The sequence below is a fragment of the Winslowiella toletana genome, from assembly GCF_017875465.1.
Lineage (GTDB): Bacteria > Pseudomonadota > Gammaproteobacteria > Enterobacterales > Enterobacteriaceae > Erwinia > Erwinia toletana.
This window is the reverse complement of record NZ_JAGGMQ010000001.1, coordinates 3,128,487-3,151,844: the sequence shown is the minus strand read 5'-3', so window position 1 is coordinate 3,151,844 and position 23,358 is coordinate 3,128,487. Positions and strand designations below refer to the sequence as shown.

The window sequence follows — 23,358 nt, the reverse complement described above, 5'->3', positions numbered from 1 at the left end:
AATATGCCCCGCTTTAAGTTGAGTATTAAAATATACCGCGACTAGATATTTATAAAATTCATCTATGATGAGATAAAGGGAATTAACTTTTTCGTTTATAAATAAATAACTTATCCATCAGCCTCATTGAGATAAAGCATTTCTGGCAATATTTTTTTCTATGCTGGTGCTGTTTAGCTTTGATTCTCACCAGACTGAGAAAGCCTGCGAATTCTGGGTGTCATTGAAAGTCCGTAGCCGATACAACCCAGTGCCAGGAGCGAGTGAAAAATAAGCGCTCCCGATGACTCAGGTCGGGTTACTGCATTCAGCAACGCCTGAGCGCCCACGGCAATACCACCGATGATTAGCCAGCGTCTCATCCGTATCGTATTACGCAAAATCTTACCTGTATCTTCCTGCTGCTGTTTGACCGGCTCCATATTCATCCCTTTATTTAGCTGACAAGTTAGTTGTGACTTTAGAGTCTGAGGCGCCGCCTGATAATCGTTCATATCCGGGGAAATTTAATCGGGTCCTCGGAACGGACTGCAATTTGTTTGTGAACATTCCCGGAACGGGCAAGCCTGAGCGGTACTGAAAATACCGAGCACCAGGGCGGGGCAATTGGCGCTTTTACGCATGGTTTACTGACGCGTACCAGCGTCTATCACCAGGCGCTGATTCTGGCGCTCTGTCCGTTTCATAACGACATTTACCAGATGAAAGCAGAAGAGTCAGATCTTATCTGAACCATGCAGTAACTGCGTCTCCAGCCAGTTTTTCAGCGCTGGCGGCGCAGCCTTCAGACTGTTGGAGCCACGGGTAATGGTCGCAATACCGGCGCCCAGCTCCGATTTCAGTTCTCGCTGACTCATCTCTCCGCGCATTAACTCCTCAATGATCCGCAAGCGGGTGCCATATGCCTCGCGCTCATCGGGCGTCATCATCAGCTGCAACAGCGGTAAATGCAGGTTATCGGCAAACGCGCGCTGCATCAGGGCAACGAAGCGTTGCCACTCAGCATTATGCGGCTCTTCAGTGACGGGAATTAAAGGTTGAGTCATAGCGGCCTTCCGTACTCATTAACGAGTACGGAAGAATAGCACAATCAATAACGCCGCTGCCACTCGCCGTCAGCAATGATCTTGTCCGGCTTGCCCATCAGATAACGATAATAGGCATCATAAGCCAGCACGTTTTTCACATAGCCGCGCGTTTCCGAGAACGGAATAGTTTCAATAAACGCCACCGCATCCAGACGTCCGCCGCTGTTGCCCAGCCAGGTTTTCACCCTGGATGGTCCGGCGTTATACGCCGCCGACGAGAAGATACGGTTCTGGCCAAACTGCTGGTAGACCGATTCAAGATACTGGGTGCCGATCTGAATATTGGTTTGCGGGTCAAGCAGCTGGCTGCTGTTGACATAACCTGGGATACTGAACTTCGTTACCGTGTGCTGGGCGGTGGCGGGCATCACCTGCATCAGACCGGAAGCGCCGACCGGTGAGCGCGCTTTCGGGTTCCAGGCGCTCTCCTGACGGGCAATCGCCATGGCGTAGCTCTGCGGAATGCTTTTATCGCTGGTAAAGCGCTTAAACTGATCGTCCCACGCCAGCGGAAAACGCTCTTCCAGATGATTCCATAATTTTCCGCTAATCGTCGCCTGTACGCTCAGATCCCACCAGTTTTGCTCAAAAGCGTAACGCGCCAGCATCTGCTGTTCGGTCGGGTTTTTGCTGCGCACCAGATAAGCCCACTCGGTACGCGCCAGATTATCCATATTCCAGTACATCAGCTCACGCACCCGGTTAATCGCCGCGCCCTGTACCAGCGAACCTTCAGCGCGCGGCGCTTTATCGACGCGTAACGGATAGTCGACACCCAGCCGCTGAGCCGCCACCATCGGATAGAAGCCGCGCTCCTGCATCAGTTTTTGCAGAATGCCGTCAGCCTCCTCTTTACGTCCCTGCTCCAGCAGCAGATCCGCCTGCCAGTATTGCCACTCATCTTTCTGTTTATCTTCCAGCGGCAAACGCGCCAGCCAGGTATTAAAGCCACGACGATCGTTATTGCCTAACGACATGCGGATGCGACGCTCAATCAGAGTGGTGGATTCGCTACGCATCACCACATTATCGCGCCAGCGGGCCTGTTCGGAGGTGATATCGTTACCCATCAGACGCCAGGCCACCGCTTCATCCAGCTCCTGCTTCTCCTGCTCGCTCATTTTCTGCAAGCGCACCAGTGACGGGATCATCGCCCGCGCGTTTTCCGCGTCCTGGCGCGCCACGCTGGCAAAAGCAATGCTGGTGGCCTGGCGGGTAAAATCGGTCGGCCCCACGGTGCGGGCAAAGGCTTCGACGTTTTTCGCGTCGTTTTGCAGATCCATCAGCGCATTGGCCATGGTCTGATACTCTGACGGCAGCTGTTTAGCGAGGAAATTCACCAGGCTGGTGTTACCCGCTTTCATCGCCAGGCGGATACGTTCGAGGGTGGTAATCGGCGTGCGTTCACCGGCGTCCTGCCAGACGGTAAACAGCTTATCGCAGCTGGCAGGCAGCGAGGTGCCGGTCAGCCAGATCTCTTTCGCGCCGGTATAGGCTACCTGCTGCTGGCCGGTGGCCCATTTGGCATAATACCAGTTACAGCGCGCCGCCACCGGTTTCGGTGCATCGGGACTGAAAACCAGCAGGCCACGCCAGTCCTGACGTCGCGCCAGTTCATTGACAAAGCGCGAAGAGAGTGAGCGCACCGGAGGAAGCGTCGGATGTTGCTGAATAAAGTTGTTAACCGCCAGGCTGGTTTCCTGATCGAGATTCTGCGCCAGCTGGCGATATTCCAGGTAGGGATAGAGCGGGTAATCACGTAGCGTGGGCATCAGCTGCGCCACGGTATCCATCTGCTTATTGTCCCAGGCCTGTTTAATCTGCTGGTAACGTTCGCGCTGTGCATCCAGTGAATCGGCCTGCACACTACCCGCCATTACGGCTAAACAGGCTCCAACCATCCAGTACTGCCACTTGTCCGCCATGACCTTTCCCACGTTAGCGCCTCTCTTCATCCCAATAAAACATACCCAACAGCAGGGAATAACTACTCCATGCTAACCAGACATAGCGCTTCACGCCACAATCAGGACAAACTTTTACGAAAGTCATACCGGCAGGATCATTTAATGGTTGTGGTAAACCGCTCTCCTTTAATGATTTTTCCGTCAGGATATTGGTAGTAAGTTGCACCACTGACTGTAAATCGGATCAGGTTTTTCAACCTCATAACCTTCACCAAAATCCCAGACCGTTATATTGAAGCAACCTTGATTGTCGGGAGTCGGTATTCCATATTTCTCCTTTAATATTATTTTATTATCCTCCTACCAGTCGACCTTTCCGTCGGCAGTGATGGGGAAATTTTTCACTAAAACTGTACTCCAGTTTTTATCCTGATGAACCGCAATCACTTCAACCGGCCGGGAAAGTTGTTGTGCAATATACGCACCTGTAGTTAATATAATTAATACCAATATTGCTGTTCCTGTTTTTTTCATTTCCGGTTCTCTTTAATATCCACCACAGCTTCCATATTTGTCATAAAAGCTTTATAACCAAATTCCTCCCAGCGTTGCAGAATAAACCATATACGAAACATAGAGATATGATGGAAGCGCAGATTTAGAATATCTTGCGGGTCAAGCCCAAAATGATCCTGCCCTTTAAAGTGAATCGAAGCAGCGTAATTATCACCTGCAACACGCGGTAACTTTATAGTGAAATGTGTTGCATAAACATCATGCACTGACATTGAAAGGCCATTAAAACGATCGTGCCACCGATTAAATTTATGCAGGATGCGTTCTGCTAATTCAGCATTAAACTCATCAGCTCCTTCTTTAAGGTGCCCGGGCTTCATGCCCTGTTGAATGCCTGAAAGCTTAAAACAACTTAACGATTTTTATCTGGCAGAAGATCACACTTCAAAATGGCCTGTAGCGTCATTCCCGCCCCATTTTTGTTCAACCGATGCTCAACGACTGTGCACCCTGTTAGCGGCGTTAAATTAAAAGTCATAAAAATCAATCAAATAAAACCTGGCACGTCATTTGCTGTAGTGAATCCAATCTTGTATACCAGATGGAATTCAAAACTATGGCACTAACCACCGGCTATACGCTGCAGGAGTGGCAACAGCTTTATCAGCAGGATGCAAAGGCGATTACCGCCACGCTGGAAAATTTACTGACAACGCTCTCCACCGACGATAACGCCTGGCTGTATCTGGCCACCCCCGCCCAGCTGCACGCGCAAATCGAGCCTCTGCTGACGGCTTACCGCAGCGATCCGGCCACCCTGCCGCTGTTTGGTGTGCCATTTGCGGTAAAAGATAATATCGATGTCGCTGGCTGGCCGACCTCCGCCGCCTGTCCGGCATTGACTTATCAGGCCGACAACGACGCCACCGCCGTTGCCCGGCTAAAAGCCGCGGGTGCGGTAGTGATTGGCAAAACCAATCTCGACCAGTACGCCACCGGGCTGGTCGGCACCCGCTCGCCATTTGGCGCCGTATGCAACACCTTTAATCCTGAATATGTCAGCGGCGGATCCAGCTCCGGCTCCGCTTCCGTGCTGGCACGTGGACTGGTGGGCTTTTCACTCGGCACCGATACCGCCGGTTCCGGCCGTGTTCCCGCAGGCTTTAACAATATCGTCGGCCTGAAGCCAACCAAAGGCTGGCTCTCCGCCAGCGGCGTGGTGCCGGCCTGCCGCCTGAACGACACCATCTCGATTTTTGCCCTGACGGTCGCAGATGCCTTTACCGTGGCGCAGATTGCCGGTGGTTATGATGCCAGCGACGCCTATTCGCGCAGCAACCCGGCGCTGGCCCCGGCATCGCTGCCTGCCGCACCGCGTCTGGCGATCCCGGCTACCCCAACCTTCTTTGACGATGCGCAGGCCGAAGCCGCCTGGGAGCAGGCATTAAGCGCGCTAAGCGCAATGGGCGCAACGCTGCACCCTGTCGACTTTGGTATTTTCCACCAGCTGGCCGAGCAGCTCTACTATGGCCCGTGGGTCGCGGAGCGCACCGTGGCGGTGGGTGAGATGTTGCAGCATCCGCAGAATATGGATCCGGTGGTATATGGCATTGTCGCCAGCGGCGAAAAATATAGCGCGGTGGAAGCCTTTAAGGCGGAATATCTGCGTGCCGAACTGACGCGCCAGATCCAGCAGACCCTGAGCCAGTTCGATGCCTTAGTGGTGCCGACCTCACCGACCATTCATACCCTTGAAGAGATGAAGCAGGAGCCGGTGCGTTTTAACTCGCAGTTTGGCACCTACACCAACTTCACCAATCTGGCCGACCTTTCGGCGCTGGCGCTGCCCGCCCCATTCCGCCAGGACGGTTTACCAGCCGGTATAACGCTGATTGCGCCGGCCTGGCACGATCGCGCGCTGGCCACCTTTGGTCAGCAGTGGCAGGCGCAGCAGGCGCTGCCGCTCGGCGCGACCGGCAGAGCGCAGCCTGCCAGTCAAGTACCGCTTCCGCACTCCCCTCTGCATGTCCGCGTGGCGGTAGTCGGCGCGCATCTGACCGGTATGCCGCTCAATCATCAGCTGACCAGCCGCGATGCGGTGCTGGTGCAGGAGACGCAAACCGCCGCCAGCTATCGCCTGTATGCGCTGGCCAATACCCATCCGCCGAAGCCGGGTCTGGCGAAAGCCGACGGCGGCAAGGCGATTACCGTTGAACTGTGGGATATCCCGCTGGCGCGCTTCGGTGAGTTTGTCGCCGAAATCCCGGCGCCACTGGGCATCGGCACCCTGACGCTGATCGATGGTCGCCAGGTAAAAGGCTTTATTTGTGAACCCGCAGCGCTTAGTGATGCGCGCGACATTACTGAATTCGGTGGCTGGCGCAACTGGCTGAACCGCAAGGAGACATCCAATGTTTAATACCGTGCTGGTCGCTAACCGCGGCGAGATTGCCTGCCGTGCCATTCGCACCTTAAAACGCCTTGGCATCACCAGCGTTGCGGTCTATTCCGATGCCGATAAAAATGCCCAACATGTCAAAGATGCCGATATCGCCATTGCACTCGGCGGCGAAAAAGCCGCTGACAGCTATCTGCGTATCGACAAAATTCTCGCCGCTGCGCAGCAGACCGGCAGTGAAGCGATCTGGCCGGGTTATGGCTTTCTGTCAGAAAGTCTGCCATTTGCCGACGCCTGTGAAAAAGCGGGTATCGCGTTTGTTGGCCCGACCGCGCAGCAGATTGGCGAGTTTGGCCTGAAACACCGCGCGCGTGAACTGGCCGCCGCCGCAGGCGTACCGATGACACCAGGCACCCCGCTGCTCGACTCCCTGGATCAGGCGCTGAACGCCGCCCAACAGATCGGTTATCCGGTGATGCTGAAAAGCACCGCTGGCGGCGGTGGTATTGGCCTGACCCGCTGCGCCGACGCCGACGCCCTGAGCGCAGCGTGGGAGAGCGTACGCCGTCTTGGCGAACAGTTCTTTAGCGATGCCGGTGTTTTCCTTGAGCGCTGTATTGACCAGGCGCGCCATGTAGAAGTGCAGATTTTTGGCGATGGCGCAGGCAAGGTGATCGCCCTCGGCGAACGCGACTGTTCGCTGCAACGCCGCAATCAGAAAGTGGTCGAGGAAACCCCGGCGCCAGATCTGCCAGCCGCCACCCGCGCTGCCCTGCTCGACTCAGCGGTTAAGCTGGGAGAGCTGGTTAACTATCGCAGCGCCGGCACCGTGGAATATATCTACGACGCCGGACGTGATGAGTTCTTCTTCCTGGAAGTCAACACCCGCCTGCAGGTGGAACATCCGGTAACCGAATGCGTGACCGGGCTGGATCTGGTGGAGTGCATGCTGCGCGTCGCCGCGGGAGATCCGCTCGACTGGTCAGCGATGACCGCTGCGCCGCAAGGCGCAGCGATCGAAGTGCGTATTTACGCCGAAGATCCGCTGAAAAACTTCCTGCCCAGCCCGGGCGTATTAACCGAAGTCTGTTTCCCGGACGATGTGCGCATCGATAGCTGGATCAGCACCGGCACCGAAGTCTCCGCCTTCTACGATCCGATGATCGCCAAACTGATCGTCCACGCCGATTCACGCGCTGCCGCACTGGCAAAAATGCAGCAGGCGCTAAATGAAACCCGTATTCACGGTATCGCCACCAATCTCGACTATCTGCGCCAGGTTGTCGCCACTGAAGCGTTCCACAGCGGCAAAGTGTGGACACGGATGCTGGACAGCTTTACGCCAGCGGCGAAAGTGATTGAAGTGCTGCAACCGGGCACCTGGAGCAGCATTCAGGACTATCCGGGCCGTTTAGGCTACTGGGATATTGGCGTGCCGCCATCCGGGCCCATGGATGATTTTGCGTTCCGCCTTGCCAACCGTATTGTCGGCAACGCCGAAGAAGCGGCCGGTCTGGAATTTACCTTGCAGGGGCCGACGCTGCGTTTTCACAGTGATACCACTATTGCCCTGACCGGCGCCGCCTGTCCGGCGGATATCGACGGCGTGGCGGTTGACTACTGGCAGCCGCTGACGGTCAGCGCCGGGCAGACCCTGACGCTGGGCCGTGCGCAGGCCGGTTGCCGCACTTATCTTGCGGTGCGTAATGGTTTTGATGTGCCGGAATACCTCGGCAGCCGTTCGACTTTTGCACTGGGGCAATTTGGTGGTCATGCCGGACGCACGCTGCGCGTCGCCGATATGCTGGCGATCTCACAGCCGGAACTCGATGCCTGCACCACGCCGGCGCCGGTCAGCGCGCCGCAAGCGGTACATCCGGCACTGGTGCCGGTTTATGGTGATGAGTGGCGTATTGGCGTGCTGTATGGCCCGCACGGCGCACCAGACTTCTTTACCCAGGCGTCGATTGACGAATTCTTTGCCAGCGAATGGCATGTACATTACAACTCCAACCGCCTCGGCGTGCGGCTGGTCGGGCCGAAACCGAGCTGGACGCGCGCCAACGGCGGCGAAGCCGGTCTGCATCCGTCGAACGTGCATGACTGCGAATACGCCATCGGCGCGGTGAACTTTACCGGCGACTTCCCGGTGATCCTTACCCGTGACGGACCGAGCCTTGGCGGCTTTGTCTGCCCGGTGACCATCGCCAAAGCGGAGCTGTGGAAAGTGGGCCAGGTAAAACCGGGCGATCGTATTCGCTTCCATCCGATCAGTTTTGATGAAGCCCATGCGCTGGAAAAAGCGCAGAGCAACGCGGTGGCAACCCTGACCAGCAGCCACGCGCCAACGTTTGCCGTGCCGTCACTGGCCACCACCGAACATGGCTCCGCCACCGTACTGGCGTCGATTGCCGCCACCAGCGCGACACCTACTGCAGTGTATCGCCAGGCCGGTGACAACTATGTGCTGATTGAGTACGGCGATAACGTACTGGATCTGGCGCTGCGTCTGCGCGTGCATCTGCTGATGGAAGCGCTGAAAGCCACCGCTCAGCCGGGCATCGAAGAGCTGTCGCCAGGTGTGCGTTCGCTGCAAATCCGCTATGACAGCCGCATCCTCAGCCAGAAACAGCTGATTGCCCTGCTGCTGACGCTGGAAAAAGAACTCGGCGATGTCAGCAGGATGCAAGTGCCGTCGCGCATTGTCTGGCTGCCAATGGCCTTTGAAGACAGCGCCACCCTCGGTGCGGTCGAGCGCTACCAGGAGACGGTGCGCGCCAGCGCGCCATGGCTGCCAAATAACGTTGATTTTATTCAGCGTATCAATGGCCTGCCAGATCGCGAAGCGGTCAGCAAAGTGATTTTTGACGCCAGTTATCTGATCCTCGGCCTTGGCGATGTCTATCTCGGCGCGCCTTGTGCGGTGCCCGTCGATCCACGTCATCGCCTGCTGAGTTCCAAATATAACCCGGCGCGCACCCATACCGCTGAAGGCACCGTCGGCATTGGCGGTATGTATATGTGCATCTACGGTATGGACTCCCCTGGCGGCTATCAGCTGGTGGGCCGCACCCTGCCGATCTGGAATAAATTCCTGAAAAACGACCAGTTCGCCGCCAGTGAACCCTGGCTGCTGCGCTTCTTTGATCAGGTGCGCTTCTACCCGGTCAGCGAGGACGAACTGGAACTGCTGCGTGAAGATTTCCGTGAAGGACGTGGGAAGATCACCATTGAGCAGTCGGTGTTTGATTTCGCCGAACATCAGCAATTCCTCAACGATCATGCGCAATCTATTGCTGAATTCCGCCAGCATCAGTCCACCGCCTTTGAGGCTGAGGTTTCGCTGTGGCAGCAGGAAGAAGAAGGCGCGCCACTGACCAGCGACGACAACTTGCAACCGCCGGAAGCTGATGACGATGCCTTCCAGGTCAGCGCCGATATGAACGGCAATATCTGGAAAGTACTGGTGAAACCGGGCGATGAAGTCTCCGCAGGCCAGCCGCTGATTGTGGTCGAAGCGATGAAAATGGAGCTGGCAATCAATGCCCCGCGCGCGGGTCGCGTCAAACGTATCGGCTGTCAGCCAGGACGTCCGGTCAGTCCGGGTGACGCCCTGCTGTGGCTGGAATAAGGACAACTGCATGCAGCAGGCCGGATTTCATCAGAAACGCAGTAAAGGACGCCCGGAAGTGCTGGCCGAACGCATTTACCAGACGATTAAAAACGATATTTTCGATTTCCGCCTGATGCCCGGCGACCGCTTTAGCGAAAGCGAAGTGGCGGAAAGAATGGAAGTCAGCCGCACACCCGTGCGGCAGGCGCTGTTCTGGCTGGAGCGTGAAGGCTATGTCGAAGTGTGGTTTCGCAGCGGCTGGCAGGTACGGCCATTTGATTTTGAATACTTCGAAGAGCAGTACGATTTGCGCATCGTGCTGGAGCGGGAAGCGGTTCGCCGCTTATGTGCGCTGCCGCCCGCCCGCTGCGCCGAACTACTGGCGGATCTGACCGCCTTCTGGGTCGATCAGCCACGGCTGGAAGAGGGTAAAGCGGTATCGCTGCATGATGAAGCGTTCCATATGGCGATTGTCGCCGCCGCTGGCAACGGTGAAATGGCGCGGATCCATGCCGAGTTAACCGAAAAAATCCGCATCATTCGTCGCCTCGACTTTACGCGTGAGGATCGTATTGATGCCACCTATAGCGAACACGCCCGTATTTTGCTGGCGGTATTAAAACAACAAACCGAGGAGGCACAACGCATCCTGACCGATCATATCTCCGTCAGTAAGGCCGAGGTCAGGAAAATCACGCTACATATGCTACAGCAGGCAAGGCTTCAGACCAGTTCACCCGAATAATTCCAACCAATATCTTTGAGGGGCTGTTGATATGAAACGACGTTCACTTTTGCAGGCATTTGCGCTGTCCGCCACGGTTGTCAGCATGGGGCTCGCCTGGGGAGCACAGGCGGCAGATACGATTAAAGTCGGTATTATGCATTCGCTCTCCGGCACCATGGCGATTTCAGAAACGCCGTTAAAAGATGTGGCGCTGATGACCATTGATGAGATCAATGCCAGCGGTGGGGTACTGGGTAAAAAACTGGAACCGGTAGTGGTGGATCCGGCCTCTAACTGGCCACTGTTTGCCGAAAAAGCGCGTCAGCTGCTGACGCAGGACAAAGCGGCAGTGGTATTCGGTTGCTGGACCTCAGTATCACGTAAATCGGTGCTGCCGGTATTTGAAGAGCTGAACGGCCTGCTGTTCTATCCGGTGCAGTATGAAGGCGAAGAGATGTCGCCAAACGTGTTTTATACCGGCGCCGCGCCAAACCAGCAGGCGATTCCGGCCGTGGAATACCTGATGAGTGAAGATGGCGGCGCAGCAAAACGCTTCTTCCTGCTTGGCACCGACTACGTCTATCCGCGCACCACCAATAAGATTTTACGCGCTTTCCTGCACTCAAAAGGGATTCAGGATAAAGATATTAAAGAGGTCTATACACCGTTTGGTTACAGCGATTATCAGACCATCGTCTCCGATATTAAAAAGTTCTCCGCGGGCGGTAAAACCGCGGTGGTGTCCACTATTAATGGTGACTCTAACGTACCGTTCTACAAAGAACTGGCGAATCAGGGCATCAAAGCGACCGATGTGCCGGTTGTCGCCTTCTCGGTGGGTGAAGAAGAGCTGCGTGGCATCGATACCAAACCACTGGTCGGTAACTTAGCGGCATGGAATTACTTCCAGTCGGTAGATAACCCAACCAACACCAAGTTTGTCGCTGCGTATCGGGCTTATGCCAAGGCTCACAAACTGCCAAATGCGGACACCGTGGTTACCAACGATCCGATGGAAGCGACCTATGTCGGCATCCATATGTGGGCGCAGGCAGTTGAGAAAGCCGGTACCACCGATGTGGATAAAGTACGCGCCGCCATGGCCGGACAGACCTTCGCCGCGCCGGATGGTTTTACTCTGACCATGGACCAGACTAACCACCATCTGCATAAGCCAGTGATGATTGGCGAGATCGAAGATAACGGCCAGTTTAACGTGGTATGGCAGACCGATAAGCCGGTGCGCGCCCAGCCATGGAGCCCGTATATCGCCGGTAATGATAAGAAGCCAGACCATCCGGTGAAATCTTCGCAATAGTCCGGGAAAACTCGAACACAGGGGAGCCGTTATCGGCTCCCGTTTTCCAGCGGCACGGGCGGCGAAAACGCCGCCCCTACAAGATAAGACAGGCATCGCGATGAAGATAATCAAATTATATTGGCTACTGCTGTCGCTGTGCCTGCTTGCGCCATTTGCCGCGCAAGCCGGTCCGGCCGCAGATTACGCCGCTGCCAGCCGCACGCAGCAGGCCAGCCTGTTACAACAGTGGGCCGCAGCGCCCGATGCCTCGCGCCTGGCTCTGTTGCAGGCGCTGCGTGAAGAAGCAGTGGTTATCGATCAAAACAAACAGCCGTTTGTCGGGCACAATGGCCAGCTGACGCCGCTGGAAGGCAGCGCAAAGCCCGCCGGAGCGACCAAAAAGCTGTTTATGAATAACCGTCTGCGCGTGCTGATAATCAATGCGCTGGCATCGCATCAGCTGGTCAGCAACGACCAGCCCACCCGCCTGCGTGCCGCGCGCGCCTTACAAAATGATGCTGTCGCCGATCAGTTGCCGCTACTGACGCAGCGCCTCGCCGCTGAACAGGATAGCAATGTTCACGCCGCGCTGACCTTAGCGCTGGCTAATCTGCAGCTGAACGACAGCAATCCCCAGGTGCGTCTGCGCGCGGTGAAACTGCTGGGCGAAACCAGCGATCCTAATATGCAGGGCAGCCTGCAACGTCTGACCAGCGAACAGAATGAACCGGATGCCGCTGTGCGCGCTGCTGCCGCCGACAGCCTGCAGCAGATTAAACAGCGTCTGATGTGGAGCGATCTGCTCGGGCAGGCGTTTACCGGGCTGTCACTTGGCTCGATTCTGCTGCTGGCGGCGCTGGGGCTGGCGATCACCTATGGCCTGCTCGGTGTAATCAATATGGCGCACGGCGAGATGCTGATGCTTGGCGCCTATGCCACCTGGCTGGTGCAGAGCCTGTTTCAGCGCTTTGCGCCGGAGTGGCTGGCCTGGTATCCGCTGCTGGCATTACCAGTGGCCTTTTTTATTACCGCAACCATCGGCATGCTGCTGGAGCGTACAGTGATCCGCCACCTGTATGGCCGCCCGCTGGAAACCCTGCTCGCCACCTGGGGCATCAGCCTGATGCTGATCCAGCTGATCCGCGTGCTGTTTGGCGCACAGAATCTCGAAGTGGCGAATCCGGCGTGGCTCTCCGGCGGCATGCAGATCCTGCCGAATCTGGTACTGCCTTATAACCGCATCGCAGTGATCCTGTTTGTGACTGGCGTGCTGATCCTCACCTGGCTGCTACTGAATAAAACCCGCCTTGGCATGAATGTGCGGGCGGTAACGCAGAACCGCGCGATGGCCGACTGCTGCGGCGTGCCCACTGGCCGCGTTGATATGCTGGCGTTTGGTCTCGGTTCCGGCATTGCCGGACTGGGCGGCGTGGCGCTGTCGCAATTAGGCAATGTCGGCCCGGAACTGGGTCAGGGCTACATTATCGACTCCTTCCTGGTGGTGGTGCTGGGCGGTGTCGGCCAGCTGGCGGGCACCGTAGTCGCCGCCGTTGGCCTTGGCATTCTGAATAAGGTGCTGGAGCCACAAATCGGCGCGGTGCTCGGCAAGATCCTGATCCTGGTGCTGATCATTCTGTTTATTCAGAAACGACCGCAGGGGCTGTTTGCATTCAAAGGGCGGGTGACTGACTGATGACACAACCAATGACGCTAACCGTCGCGCAAAAAGCACCGCGACTGACCATCAGCATCGGCGTTATTGCGCTGCTGACGCTGCTGATTATGCCGTTTCTGGCGCTGTTACCGGCGGAGAATCCGCTGGCAATCTCCACCTACACCCTGACGCTGGTCGGTAAAATCCTCTGCTATGCGATTGTGGCGGTGGCGCTGGATCTGGTGTGGGGCTATGCCGGTCTGCTGTCGCTGGGTCATGGCCTGTTTTTCGCCCTTGGCGGCTATGCGATGGGCATGTATCTGATGCGGCAGGCGGCGGGCGATGGCCTGCCAGCATTTATGTCGTTTCTGTCATGGAGTGAACTGCCGTGGTTCTGGAGCGGCACCCAGCACTTTGCGTGGGCGCTGTGCCTGATTATGCTGGCGCCCGGTCTGCTGGCGCTGCTGTTTGGCTGGTTTGCCTTTCGCTCGAAGATTAAGGGCGTCTACTTTTCGATTATGACGCAGGCGCTGACCTATGCCGGCATGCTGCTGTTTTTCCGCAATGAAACCGGCTTTGGCGGCAACAATGGCTTTACCGGTTTTACCACCCTGCTCGGTTTTCCGGTGACCGCCACCAGCACCCGCATCGGGCTGTTTATCGCCACCGTGTTACTGCTGGTCGCCAGCCTCGGTATCGGCTTTGCGCTGGCGCGCAGCAAGTTTGGCCGTGTGCTGACGGCAGTCCGCGACGCCGAAAACCGTCTGATGTTTATCGGCTACGACCCAAAGGGTTTTAAGCTGTTTGTCTGGACGCTGTCGGCGGTGCTGTGCGGACTGGCGGGCGCGCTGTATGTACCGCAGGTGGGGATTATCAATCCCGGTGAAATGTCGCCCACCAACTCAATTGAAGCCGCGATCTGGGTGGCGTTAGGCGGACGCGGCACGCTGATTGGTCCGCTGCTGGGCGCCGGGATCGTCAACGGCGCGAAAAGCTGGTTCACCATGGCTTTTCCTGAATACTGGCTGTTCTTCCTCGGCCTGATGTTTATTCTCGTCACGCTGTTTCTGCCGCATGGCGTTATTGGTCTGATCCGCCGGAGGAAGCATGACTGAGCCACTGTTTACCCAGCCTCATCCGTCAGATCGTTTTCGCCAGCAAAGCGATCCGATCCTGCAGCTGAATGCGATCAACGTTTCCTTTGATGGCTTTCGTGCGCTTACCGATCTGTCACTGAATATTGGCGTCGGTGAACTGCGCTGTGTTATCGGTCCGAACGGTGCCGGAAAAACCACACTGATGGATGTGATCACCGGAAAAACGCGGCCTGATAGCGGTAAAGTGATTTACGATCAGGATACCGATCTCACCCGCCTGTCGCCGGTGGCAATTGCCCGCAGCGGCATTGGCCGCAAATTCCAGAAACCAACGGTATTTGAGGCGCTGTCGGTGTCTGAAAATCTGGAAATTGCGCTTAAAACCGATAAGTCGGTGTGGGCCTGTTTGCGCGCGCGGCTGGACAGCGAACAGCAGGATCGCATCGATGAGGTACTGAAGCTGCTGCGCCTCGGCGCCGAACGCAGCCGCCCCGCCGGGCTGCTATCCCACGGACAAAAACAGTTTCTGGAGATCGGTATGCTGCTGGTGCAGGAGCCGCATCTGTTGCTGCTCGACGAGCCTGCCGCCGGTATGACCGATGCCGAAACCGAGTATACCGCCGAGCTGTTTCGCACCCTCGCCGGTAAGCATTCGCTGATGGTGGTGGAGCACGATATGGGCTTTGTGGAAACCATTGCCGACCACGTTACGGTACTGCATCAGGGTCAGGTGCTGGCGGAAGGTTCGCTGCGCGAAGTGCAGGCCAACGAGCAGGTTATCGAAGTTTATCTGGGGCGCTGATATGTTACAGGTATCTGAACTGAATCAATATTATGGTGGCAGTCATATCCTGCGCGGACTGTCGTTTACAACCCGTCAGGGCGAAGTCACCTGCCTGCTCGGTCGCAATGGCGTCGGGAAAACCACCCTGCTGAAGTGTCTGATGGGGCTGATCCCGGCCAAATCCGGCACCATCAGCTGGCAGGATAAGGTGATTAACTCGCATAAGCCGCATCAACGGGTACAGGCGGGCATCGCTTATGTGCCGCAGGGACGTGAGATCTTTCCGCGTCTGACGGTAGAAGAGAATCTGTTAATGGGGCTGGCGCGCTTTCCCGCCGCGCAGGCCCGACAAGTGCCGGAAGAGATCTATCAGCTGTTTCCGGTACTCAAAGAGATGAAGCAGCGGCGCGGTGGTGATCTTTCCGGTGGTCAGCAGCAGCAATTAGCCATTGGGCGCGCGCTGGCCTGCAAACCGCAATTGCTGATCCTGGATGAACCAACCGAAGGGATCCAGCCATCGGTAATTAAGGAGATCGGCGCGGTGATCCGCCAGCTGGCGCAGCGTGGTGATATGTCGATCCTGCTGGTGGAGCAGTTCTATGACTTTGCCGCCGAGCTGGCCGACAACTATCTGGTGATGTCGCGCGGTGAGATTGTGCGGCGGGGTCGCGGCGACAGTATGGAAGCAGATGGCGTACGCGGGCTGGTGGCCATTTAATGATGTTATTTTTCAGGCGTAAGGGTATTTAACGCTTACGCCTGTTTTATTTCTCAATGATATCCTGACGATAATTGATTTATTATATCCGCATCTTAAATAAAGATCATAATACCGCATTAAAATAGAACCCCGTCTAAAATAAATAATTCCTGTTACGGTTAAATTATTCCGCCATTTTATTTCGCTTTGGCGAAAAGTTTATATACTTAATTGTCTTTATTGCTCACAGCCCAATCCTTTGCCGGAGGCGCACGCATGCCTGTGTATCCCTTAACGACCGTACAGCAAGCTGTTTTAATCGATCAGTTACTCACGCCGGATACGCCCTGTTATAATATTGGCGCCATATGGAGAATTAAGCGCGATATCGATATTTCTCTGCTACAAAAATCAACTAATGATATTTTACATCAACATGACGCCCTGAGAATTCGCCTGCAGGAGGATGAATCAGGCATTATCCAGAGTACCCGTCCACGGCAAAAAATAATCATCGACTATCGCGACTTTACGCAGCAACGGGCGGCAAACGATCAGGCAATGGAATATCTGCGTGTCTCATTTATTAAACCTTTCCCGCTGTATAACCAGCTGCTGTGGCGCTGCCATTTTGTCAGAGTCAATGCCACCGATTCCCTGTGGCTGATTAGCGCTCATCATCTGATTGCCGACGGCACCACCCTGTCGCTGCTGGGGCGCTTAATTATCGATCGTTATAAGCAGTTAAAATCCGGGGCCTGCGGCGACCTGCCTGCCGCCACGCGTTATGCGGACTTTATTGCCAGCGATAAAGCCTATCTGCACTCTCCGCGTTATGCTGCCGATCGCGACTTCTGGCTGAGCCGCTTTTCCGGCACCCCCGCCAGTGCGCTGGCGGGCGAAAGAGCGGCTTCGTTGACACAGCAAGCCGCCTCGCTCAGCCGGCAAATTGTCCACCCTCTGCCGCATCAGCGCTATCAGCAGATGGAGGCTTATGCCGCAGAGAGTGGCGGCTCGGTGATGCACTTTATGCTGGCGCTGCTCACCTGCTGGTATGCGCGCCTGTGGCAGGCGGAGAGCCTGACTATCGGCGTGCCGGTACACAACCGTTGCGGCGCGCAGCATAAACAGACGCTGGGGATGTTCTCCTCAATGATCCCGCTAAAAATTGAGATTGATATCCATCAGCCGTTTGGCCAGTTAATTCAGCAGGTGGCGAGCGAGCTGCGTCTCTGTTATCGCCACCAGCGTTACCCGATTGCCGAGCTGAATCGCCAGCTGCGCCTGAGCCAGCAGGGTCGTCGCCAGCTGTATGACATCACCTTTTCCCTTGAATGTTTTCCCACCGATATTGAACTGGATAATCAGCCGCTAAAAGTGAGCGCCATGCACCACGGCTATGAACAGATGCCACTGACCATCTATCTGCGTCATTACCATCCGCAGGATGATCCGCTGCTGGAGTTTAATTTTAATCAGGGATGGTTTAACGAAGAGTGGGCAATGCGCACCGCAGCACGGGTGCGCCACCTGCTGAAAAGCGTACTGGATGCCGCCACCGATTTACCGATGGCGCAGCTGCCGCTGCTGCTGGCGACAGAGCAACGACAACTGGCGCGCTGGAATCACCATACCCAGCCCTGGACGCCAGCCGGGGGCGTACATCGCCTGTTTGAACAGCAAGTGCTGCGCACTCCGCAGGCCATTGCGCTCGGAGGGTGCGACCAGCCACTCCGCTATAGCGAGCTGAATCAGCAGGCCAATCAGCTCGCCTGGCATCTGCGCGCGGCGGGCATCGGTCGTGATGATCGCGTGGCGCTGTGCGCCGAACGCAGCAATCAGCTGGTCATCGCCCTGCTCGCCATTCTTAAAGCCGGTGCGGCTTATGTGCCACTCGACCCCGACTATCCGCAGGAGCGGCTCAGCACTATGCTGCAGGATAGCGGCGCACGGCTGCTGCTGCTCGACGATGCCGGCGAACGGGCGACAGCTTCAGCGGTTGCGCCAGGTCTGGTGGCGCTGCATCTGCAACGCGATAGCGCGCGCTGGCAGTTCGCCGCCGCAGAGAATCTGCCTGCCAGTGGCGTCGATCCGCAGCGCTCGCTGGCGTATGTGATTTACACCTCCGGCTCCACCGGACAACCGAAAGGGGTGATGAATGAACATCGCGGCGTAATCAACCGTTTGCAGTGGATGCAGCAGGCGTATCAGCTGACGCCAGAAGATCGGGTGCTGCAAAAAACGCCTTTCAGTTTTGATGTGTCGGTATGGGAGTTTTTCTGGCCATTAATCAGCGGCGCACGGCTGGTGATGGCAAAACCCGGCGGCCACCGCGATCCTGACTACCTCTGCACACTGATTCAGCAGCAACAGATCACCACCATTCATTTTGTTCCCTCAATGTTGCAGCTGTTTCTCAGTCACGGCGATATGGCGCAATGCGACAGCCTGCAACGAATTATCTGCAGCGGCGAAGCACTGCCGCTGGCTACCGTCCAGCGTTGCCATCGGCAACTGGCGGGCGCGGCGCTGTATAATTTGTATGGCCCGACCGAAGCGGCGGTGGATGTCAGCCACTGGCACTGCCATCCGCAGGATCCGCGTCCGCTGGTGCCGATTGGCAGACCAGTCAGCAATACTCAGCTGCATATTCTGGATGCGCAACTGCAGCCGCTCCCGCCAGGCAGCAAGGGCGAACTCTATATTGGCGGCGTGCAGGTGGCGCGCGGCTATCTTAATCGCCCGCAGCTGACGGCGGAGTGCTTTATCCGCGATCCTTTTAGTGATGACCCCGCTGCGCGGCTGTATAAAACCGGCGATCTGGCGCGCTGGCTGGAAGATGGCAGCATTGAATATCTGGGACGCAACGATTTTCAGGTCAAAATCCGCGGCGTGCGCATTGAGACCGCTGAGGTTGAACAGCAGATCCGTCAGTGTGAAGGCATCGATGACGCCGTGGTGATGGCCCGCGACGACGAACAGGGTGATAAACGTCTGGTGGCATGGTTCGTCGCCAGCGATCAGCCGGATCTTGGCCCGCGCCTGCACCGCTATCTGCGCGGCGTATTGCCCGATTATATGATCCCTTCCGCACTAGTGCAGTTGCAGGCATGGCCCCTTTCACCCAATGGCAAACTCGATCGCCGCGCCCTGCCGCTACCGACAGCAAGCCGCAACGATCAGTGTCTGGCGCCGGAAAGTGAAGATGAACAGCTGCTGGCAAGCTGGTGGCAGGAAATTTTACAGGTAGAAAAAGTCAGCCGTGATGATGACTTTTTTGCCCTCGGCGGCCACTCGATTCATGCCATTCAGCTGATGGTGCGCCTGCGACGCCAGGGACTGTGGCTGGATATCAAAACGCTGTATGCCCACTCTTCGCTGTCCAGCCAGGCGCGGGCGATCCGCAACCTCGCCGACGATCAGCAACTGGCGCCGGAAGCGATCAATAACCCGATCCAGAAATTACTGGCGCAACTGAACCAGTCCCCGGCCAGCTTCTGTCTGTTGCAACCGCTAAATAGCCAGTGTTCGCCAGAAGAGGTATGGATGATTCATCCGGCAGTGGTCGGCAGTGAGATCTATCGCGATCTCGCGTTGTCGCTAAACGGTAAACTGAGCGCCATCGGCATCAATAATTACAATCTGTTTCACCAGCCGCATATCGACTCACTCAGCGATCTGGCCGCTTGCTATCTGCGCGCCATGATGGCGCATGGCTTGTCTGCACAACGCACGGTACGGCTGCTCGGCTGGTCGCTGGGCGGTAATATCGCGCTGGAGATCGCCGCCCAGCTGGAACAGCAAGGCTTTCAGGATATTCATATCTGCGTGCTGGACAGTGTGTATCAGACCGAATTCCAGCTACGCGCGGAGCCGGGCACGCTGGAGATGGTGCTGGCGATGATTGGCATTGAAGATCAGGCGGCGCAACGCGCGCTACAGGCGGAACAGACCGATATTATTCTCAGTAATCAGCCGCTCAGCGCGCCGCTGCGACACAGCCGCATCACGCTGTTTAAAGCGATGCAGTTTGCCACGCCCGGCGAATATCAGTCCGCCAACGGCCAGGCGCTGCTGGCGCTGGAAGACAATGGCTTAGCGGTATTGAACGCCAGACTGCGCCGGGTGCCGCTGGCGGCAAATCACTACTCAATTATTTACTGTCATCAGGAGATTGGCGAGGCGCTGATGGGCTGACACGGGCGGCGATACGCCGCCCAAAAATTCAATCCGCCAGCCCGGTCTCCACCCGGAACTGACGCTGTTCACCCGCCGCCAGCGTGATTAAGCTGCCCGCGCGTCTGGCGGCGTTATGCCCTTCCGGCCGACAGGTGGCCGGTAACACAAAGGCGGCCACCTGCTGGTCGGCATTATGCAGCAGCCAGCGCGTCGCGGCGCTGAACTGGCGGGTATCAAAGCGCGTGACAAAGCTATACCCTTGCGGCGAATGCAGCATAAATTCAGCCTGTTGCACATACTGCGGCAGATTATCGGCAAAAAACACGATTTCCGGATCGCACATTTCTGGCCGCTGCAGGCCGTCAAACGCCTGCGGCGCCGCTGCCAGCTGTTGGGTATAGTCCAGCCATTGCGGCGTTGGCTGAACATGCGCCGGGATCGACGTGCGCAGCTGAAACGCCGTATCCGGGATATTCTGGCTAAAGCGCCCATCTGCCACCCAGGCGTAATTCATATGACACATATACTGCAACGGCATGGTTGCGCCGGAGAGGTTAGTCACCTGCATGGCGATCTCAATACGCGGCGTATCTCCCAGTAGCGTCACCGCTGGCGCGGCGCGGTAGTGATGGCCAAATCCCTTGATATATTCCACATCGCCGTGCAGCGCCAGCCGATCTTCCTCCAGCGTCAGCCAGGCATTATCGAGACGCGCGCAGGCCATCTCACCGTGCAGCGGATGAGTATCATCGGCAGCCGGACAGCCATTCGCCAGCAGCCCGGAGTGAAAAGCAAAGCAGCCGTAGGTATCGATAATATCCTTACCCGGTAGCGGCTGTTTAAAACCGCTGCCCATGGTTAAACGCTGCCCGTCAAACTGCATATCCCAGACCATCTGGCCGTAGAACGGCAGCACGATCACAAAGCCGCGCGCATTCTCCAGCCGCACTGCTTCAATCCCGGATGGATAGCGAAACAACTCAACTTTAAAGCGCGCATTATCCAGCAGAGTACGTGGCGTTTCCTGAAACAGCGCAGGATGGAGCGGTAATGTGGTTTTCATCGTGCCTCCCCGACAAATGCAGCGCCCTGCGCCAGCGGCTGTTTTTTATGGCGCAGCTCACCCCAGAAATAGAATCCGACCCAGGCAAAACAGAGCAGCGACACGCCAAACGCCAGCTGCATCGAGCCGAGATGGTCAGAGACCAGACCCTGCAAGGCGGGCACAAAGGCGGCGCCGACAATCGCCATCACAATAAAAGCACCAGCAACTTCGGTGTATCGGTTATCGACCGTCGCCAGGGTGCCGGCATAAATGGTCGCCCAGCAGGGGCCAAACAGCACGCTGACAAAGACTGCGGCATAGACGGCGGTAAAGTTCGGCACCAGCATCACATAAGCCAGCGTCACCACCCCGGCGATGGAGTAAGCAATCAGCACTTTCTCGGCGCGGAAACGCGTCATCAGGAAGTTGGCGACAAACTTGCCGATAAAGAAACAGATAAAGCTGTAGATCATAAAGTTGGAGGCGTGACGCTCATTGGTGGCGCCAAGATTCAGCGCCAGACGAATGGTAAATGACCATACCGCCACCTGCATACCAACATAGAGAAACTGCGCCACAATGCCGCGCTTAAAGTGGCGATTTTTCGCCAGATAGCTGAAGGTTTCCGCCAGTCCCGGCAGCTTTTTGCCAGCACTTTCCGGCTTACAGCGCGGGTAACGCGTCAGCAGAAACAGCAGCATCACCACCACCAGCACCATAATCAGATATTTATAGGGTTCCAGCGTGTGCTCCAGCATCGTCAGACGAAACTGGTGAATCTGCTCTGCGTTCATCGTCGCCATCTGGCTCTGCAAACTGTCGCCATCCTGAAACACCAGATATTTACCCAGTACAATCCCCATCAGCGCGCCGACCGGATAGAAGGTCTGACTGATATTCAGGCGCAGCGTAGCATGCTGACGATCGCCAATCATTGAGCTGTAGGTGTTGGCCGCGGTTTCAAGGAAGCTCAGACCAATGGCGATAGCGAAAATCGCCGCAAGGAACATGGTGTAGGTCGCCATATGCGACGCCGGATAAAACATAATGCAACCGGCGATATACAGCGCCAGCCCGATCAGAATGGCAATTTTATAGCTGGAACGGCGGATCACCAGCGACGCCGGGATCGCAATCAGGAAATAGCCGCCATAGAAGGCGCTCTGCACCAGCGCACTGGCGAAATCGCTGAGAGCAAAGACGCTTTTAAACTGGGTAATCAGGATGTCATTCAGGCTGGCGGCGCAGCCCCACAGCGGGAACAGACAGGACAACAAAATAAACTGAAACAGTGGCGTCTTATTCAGATAGCCATCGGATTGCTGAACGATATTCTGGTGCATGTGAGGATCCCCACTCAGGCGTTGAGAAAACGTTGGAAGGTGATGGCATCGGGATAAGAACGCTGCGTTCCACGCCCGGTTACGCTACAGGCCGCAAAGGCCGAAGCGAGTTGCATCGCCTGTCTGATATCGCCGTTCTGCACCAGGTAGTGCGCAAAGCAGCCGATAAAGGCATCGCCCGCGCCGCTGGTATCGACGGCTTGCACTGCGGTTGGGCTGACGCGATATACGCTGTCACCCTGCATCCATACCGAACCCCGACTTCCCAGCGTAATAATCAGATTCTTCAGACCACGGCTGAGCAGCGTCTGCCCGGCGCGCAGCACCTCCTCTTCCGTCGCCACCGGCAGACCGGTCAGAATCTCCAGCTCGGTTTCGTTTGGCATAAAGAAATCACAGCGGCAGGCGTAGTCGATATCCAGTTCCGTCACCGCGGGTGCTGGATTGAGGATCACGGCGATACCGTGCTGGCTGGCAAAATCAATGGCGTGATACACCGTCGGCAGCGGGATCTCCAGCTGCAAAATGATCAGCTGACACTGCTTGAGTTGCGCTGCGGCGGCATCAATATCGGCGGGCAGCAGCTGATTATTGGCGCCTTTAACGATCAGAATACGGTTTTGCGACTGGTCATCGACAAAGATCGGCGCCACTCCGCTGGATACGCCCGGCGCGACAGTGACGTGCCGCGTATCGATGCCAAACGCCTGCAAGTTATTGACGGTATTATCGGCAAACAGATCTTCGCCCACTTTGCTGATCATCATCACGCTGGCGCCGAGCTTTGCCGCCGCCACCGCCTGATTAGCGCCTTTTCCCCCGCAGCCAATCGCAAAATCGGGCGCTTCGAGCGTCTCACCGGCTTTAGGCATCGTATTGGTGTAGGTGATCAAATCCACCATATTGGAACCGATGACGGCAATATCCATAGCACTCTCCGCTGAGTCATTTTTAAACATTTAATGTTGTTAAAATAACAATAACAACGATGCAATGTTATATTTGTG

16 protein-coding genes and 2 pseudogenes are annotated in these 23,358 nt (G+C 56.4%); 10 read left to right on the top strand and 8 right to left on the bottom strand.

Features of this window, described 5'->3' with window-relative positions; translation table 11 throughout:
- Positions 1–173 precede the first annotated feature (173 nt).
- The gene (locus J2125_RS14625; RefSeq protein ID WP_017799030.1) at positions 174–494 is read right to left on the bottom strand and encodes a hypothetical protein; all 321 of its coding nucleotides are present in this window, start codon (positions 492–494) and stop codon (positions 174–176) included.
- 60 nt (positions 495–554) lie between these two features.
- Between J2125_RS14625 and J2125_RS14620 the strand changes: the two are divergent.
- Positions 555–731: pseudogene (locus J2125_RS14620) on the top strand (DUF84 family protein); the annotation flags it as partial.
- On the opposite strand, the gene trpR reads toward J2125_RS14620, so the two are convergent.
- The 4 genes and pseudogenes from trpR to J2125_RS14595 all read right to left on the bottom strand — a co-directional run bounded on the left by trpR (position 717) and on the right by J2125_RS14595 (position 3,891).
- Positions 717–1,046, bottom strand: coding sequence for a trp operon repressor (trpR, locus tag J2125_RS14615; protein ID WP_017800563.1), 330 nt, complete (start codon positions 1,044–1,046; stop codon positions 717–719). The pseudogene J2125_RS14620 and the gene trpR sit on opposite strands and share 15 nt — an antisense overlap.
- 44 nt (positions 1,047–1,090) lie before the next feature.
- Positions 1,091–3,013 (bottom strand): murein transglycosylase, encoded by a 1,923-nt coding sequence (sltY, locus tag J2125_RS14610; protein ID WP_017800564.1) that lies wholly within the window; start codon positions 3,011–3,013, stop codon positions 1,091–1,093.
- 183 nt (positions 3,014–3,196) lie between these two features.
- Positions 3,197–3,529: pseudogene (locus J2125_RS24990) on the bottom strand (DUF943 family protein).
- The gene (locus J2125_RS14595; protein ID WP_017800566.1) at positions 3,526–3,891 is read right to left on the bottom strand and encodes a DUF3289 family protein; all 366 of its coding nucleotides are present in this window, start codon (positions 3,889–3,891) and stop codon (positions 3,526–3,528) included. The pseudogene J2125_RS24990 and the gene J2125_RS14595 overlap by 4 nt, the downstream one beginning before the upstream one ends.
- Positions 3,892–4,127: 236 nt before the next feature.
- On the opposite strand from J2125_RS14595, the gene atzF reads away from it, so the two are divergent.
- From atzF to J2125_RS14550, 9 genes are all read left to right on the top strand, one after another.
- The gene (gene atzF, locus J2125_RS14590; protein WP_017800567.1) at positions 4,128–5,930 is read left to right on the top strand and encodes an allophanate hydrolase; all 1,803 of its coding nucleotides are present in this window, start codon (positions 4,128–4,130) and stop codon (positions 5,928–5,930) included.
- Positions 5,923–9,540 (top strand): urea carboxylase, encoded by a 3,618-nt coding sequence (uca, locus tag J2125_RS14585; protein WP_017800568.1) that lies wholly within the window; start codon positions 5,923–5,925, stop codon positions 9,538–9,540. The genes atzF and uca overlap by 8 nt, the downstream gene beginning before the upstream one ends.
- A 10-nt stretch (positions 9,541–9,550) precedes the next feature.
- Complete coding sequence (locus J2125_RS14580) at positions 9,551–10,267, top strand: GntR family transcriptional regulator (RefSeq protein ID WP_017800569.1); 717 nt, start codon at positions 9,551–9,553, stop codon at positions 10,265–10,267.
- Positions 10,268–10,298: 31 nt separating this feature from the next.
- The gene (gene urtA, locus J2125_RS14575) at positions 10,299–11,567 is read left to right on the top strand and encodes an urea ABC transporter substrate-binding protein (protein ID WP_017800570.1); all 1,269 of its coding nucleotides are present in this window, start codon (positions 10,299–10,301) and stop codon (positions 11,565–11,567) included.
- A 100-nt stretch (positions 11,568–11,667) separates the two neighbouring features.
- Complete coding sequence (urtB, locus tag J2125_RS14570) at positions 11,668–13,242, top strand: urea ABC transporter permease subunit UrtB (RefSeq protein ID WP_017800571.1); 1,575 nt, start codon at positions 11,668–11,670, stop codon at positions 13,240–13,242.
- The gene (urtC, locus tag J2125_RS14565) at positions 13,242–14,318 is read left to right on the top strand and encodes an urea ABC transporter permease subunit UrtC (RefSeq protein WP_017800572.1); all 1,077 of its coding nucleotides are present in this window, start codon (positions 13,242–13,244) and stop codon (positions 14,316–14,318) included. The genes urtB and urtC overlap by 1 nt, the downstream gene beginning before the upstream one ends.
- Positions 14,311–15,102, top strand: coding sequence for an urea ABC transporter ATP-binding protein UrtD (gene urtD / locus J2125_RS14560; protein WP_017800573.1), 792 nt, complete (start codon positions 14,311–14,313; stop codon positions 15,100–15,102). The genes urtC and urtD overlap by 8 nt, the downstream gene beginning before the upstream one ends.
- A 1-nt stretch (position 15,103) precedes the next feature.
- Positions 15,104–15,802 carry an urea ABC transporter ATP-binding subunit UrtE gene (gene urtE / locus J2125_RS14555; RefSeq protein WP_017800574.1) on the top strand — a complete coding sequence of 233 codons (699 nt, stop codon included), beginning with the start codon at positions 15,104–15,106 and terminating at the stop codon, positions 15,800–15,802.
- Between the two features lie 258 nt (positions 15,803–16,060).
- Positions 16,061–19,981, top strand: a complete 3,921-nt coding sequence (locus tag J2125_RS14550) for a non-ribosomal peptide synthetase (RefSeq protein WP_017800575.1) — start codon at positions 16,061–16,063, stop codon at positions 19,979–19,981.
- Positions 19,982–20,009: 28 nt separating this feature from the next.
- Here J2125_RS14550 and J2125_RS14545 read toward each other — a convergent pair whose 3' ends face one another.
- From J2125_RS14545 to rbsK, 3 genes are read right to left on the bottom strand one after another with little or no spacing between them, the layout of a single operon-like run.
- Positions 20,010–21,026, bottom strand: coding sequence for an aldose 1-epimerase family protein (locus J2125_RS14545; protein WP_017800576.1), 1,017 nt, complete (start codon positions 21,024–21,026; stop codon positions 20,010–20,012).
- Positions 21,023–22,351 carry an L-fucose:H+ symporter permease gene (gene fucP / locus J2125_RS14540; RefSeq protein ID WP_017800577.1) on the bottom strand — a complete coding sequence of 443 codons (1,329 nt, stop codon included), beginning with the start codon at positions 22,349–22,351 and terminating at the stop codon, positions 21,023–21,025. The genes J2125_RS14545 and fucP overlap by 4 nt, the downstream gene beginning before the upstream one ends.
- A 14-nt stretch (positions 22,352–22,365) precedes the next feature.
- Entirely contained in the window at positions 22,366–23,280 is a 915-nt protein-coding gene (gene rbsK, locus J2125_RS14535; RefSeq protein ID WP_017800578.1) for a ribokinase, read from the bottom strand.
- Positions 23,281–23,358: the final 78 nt, after the last annotated feature.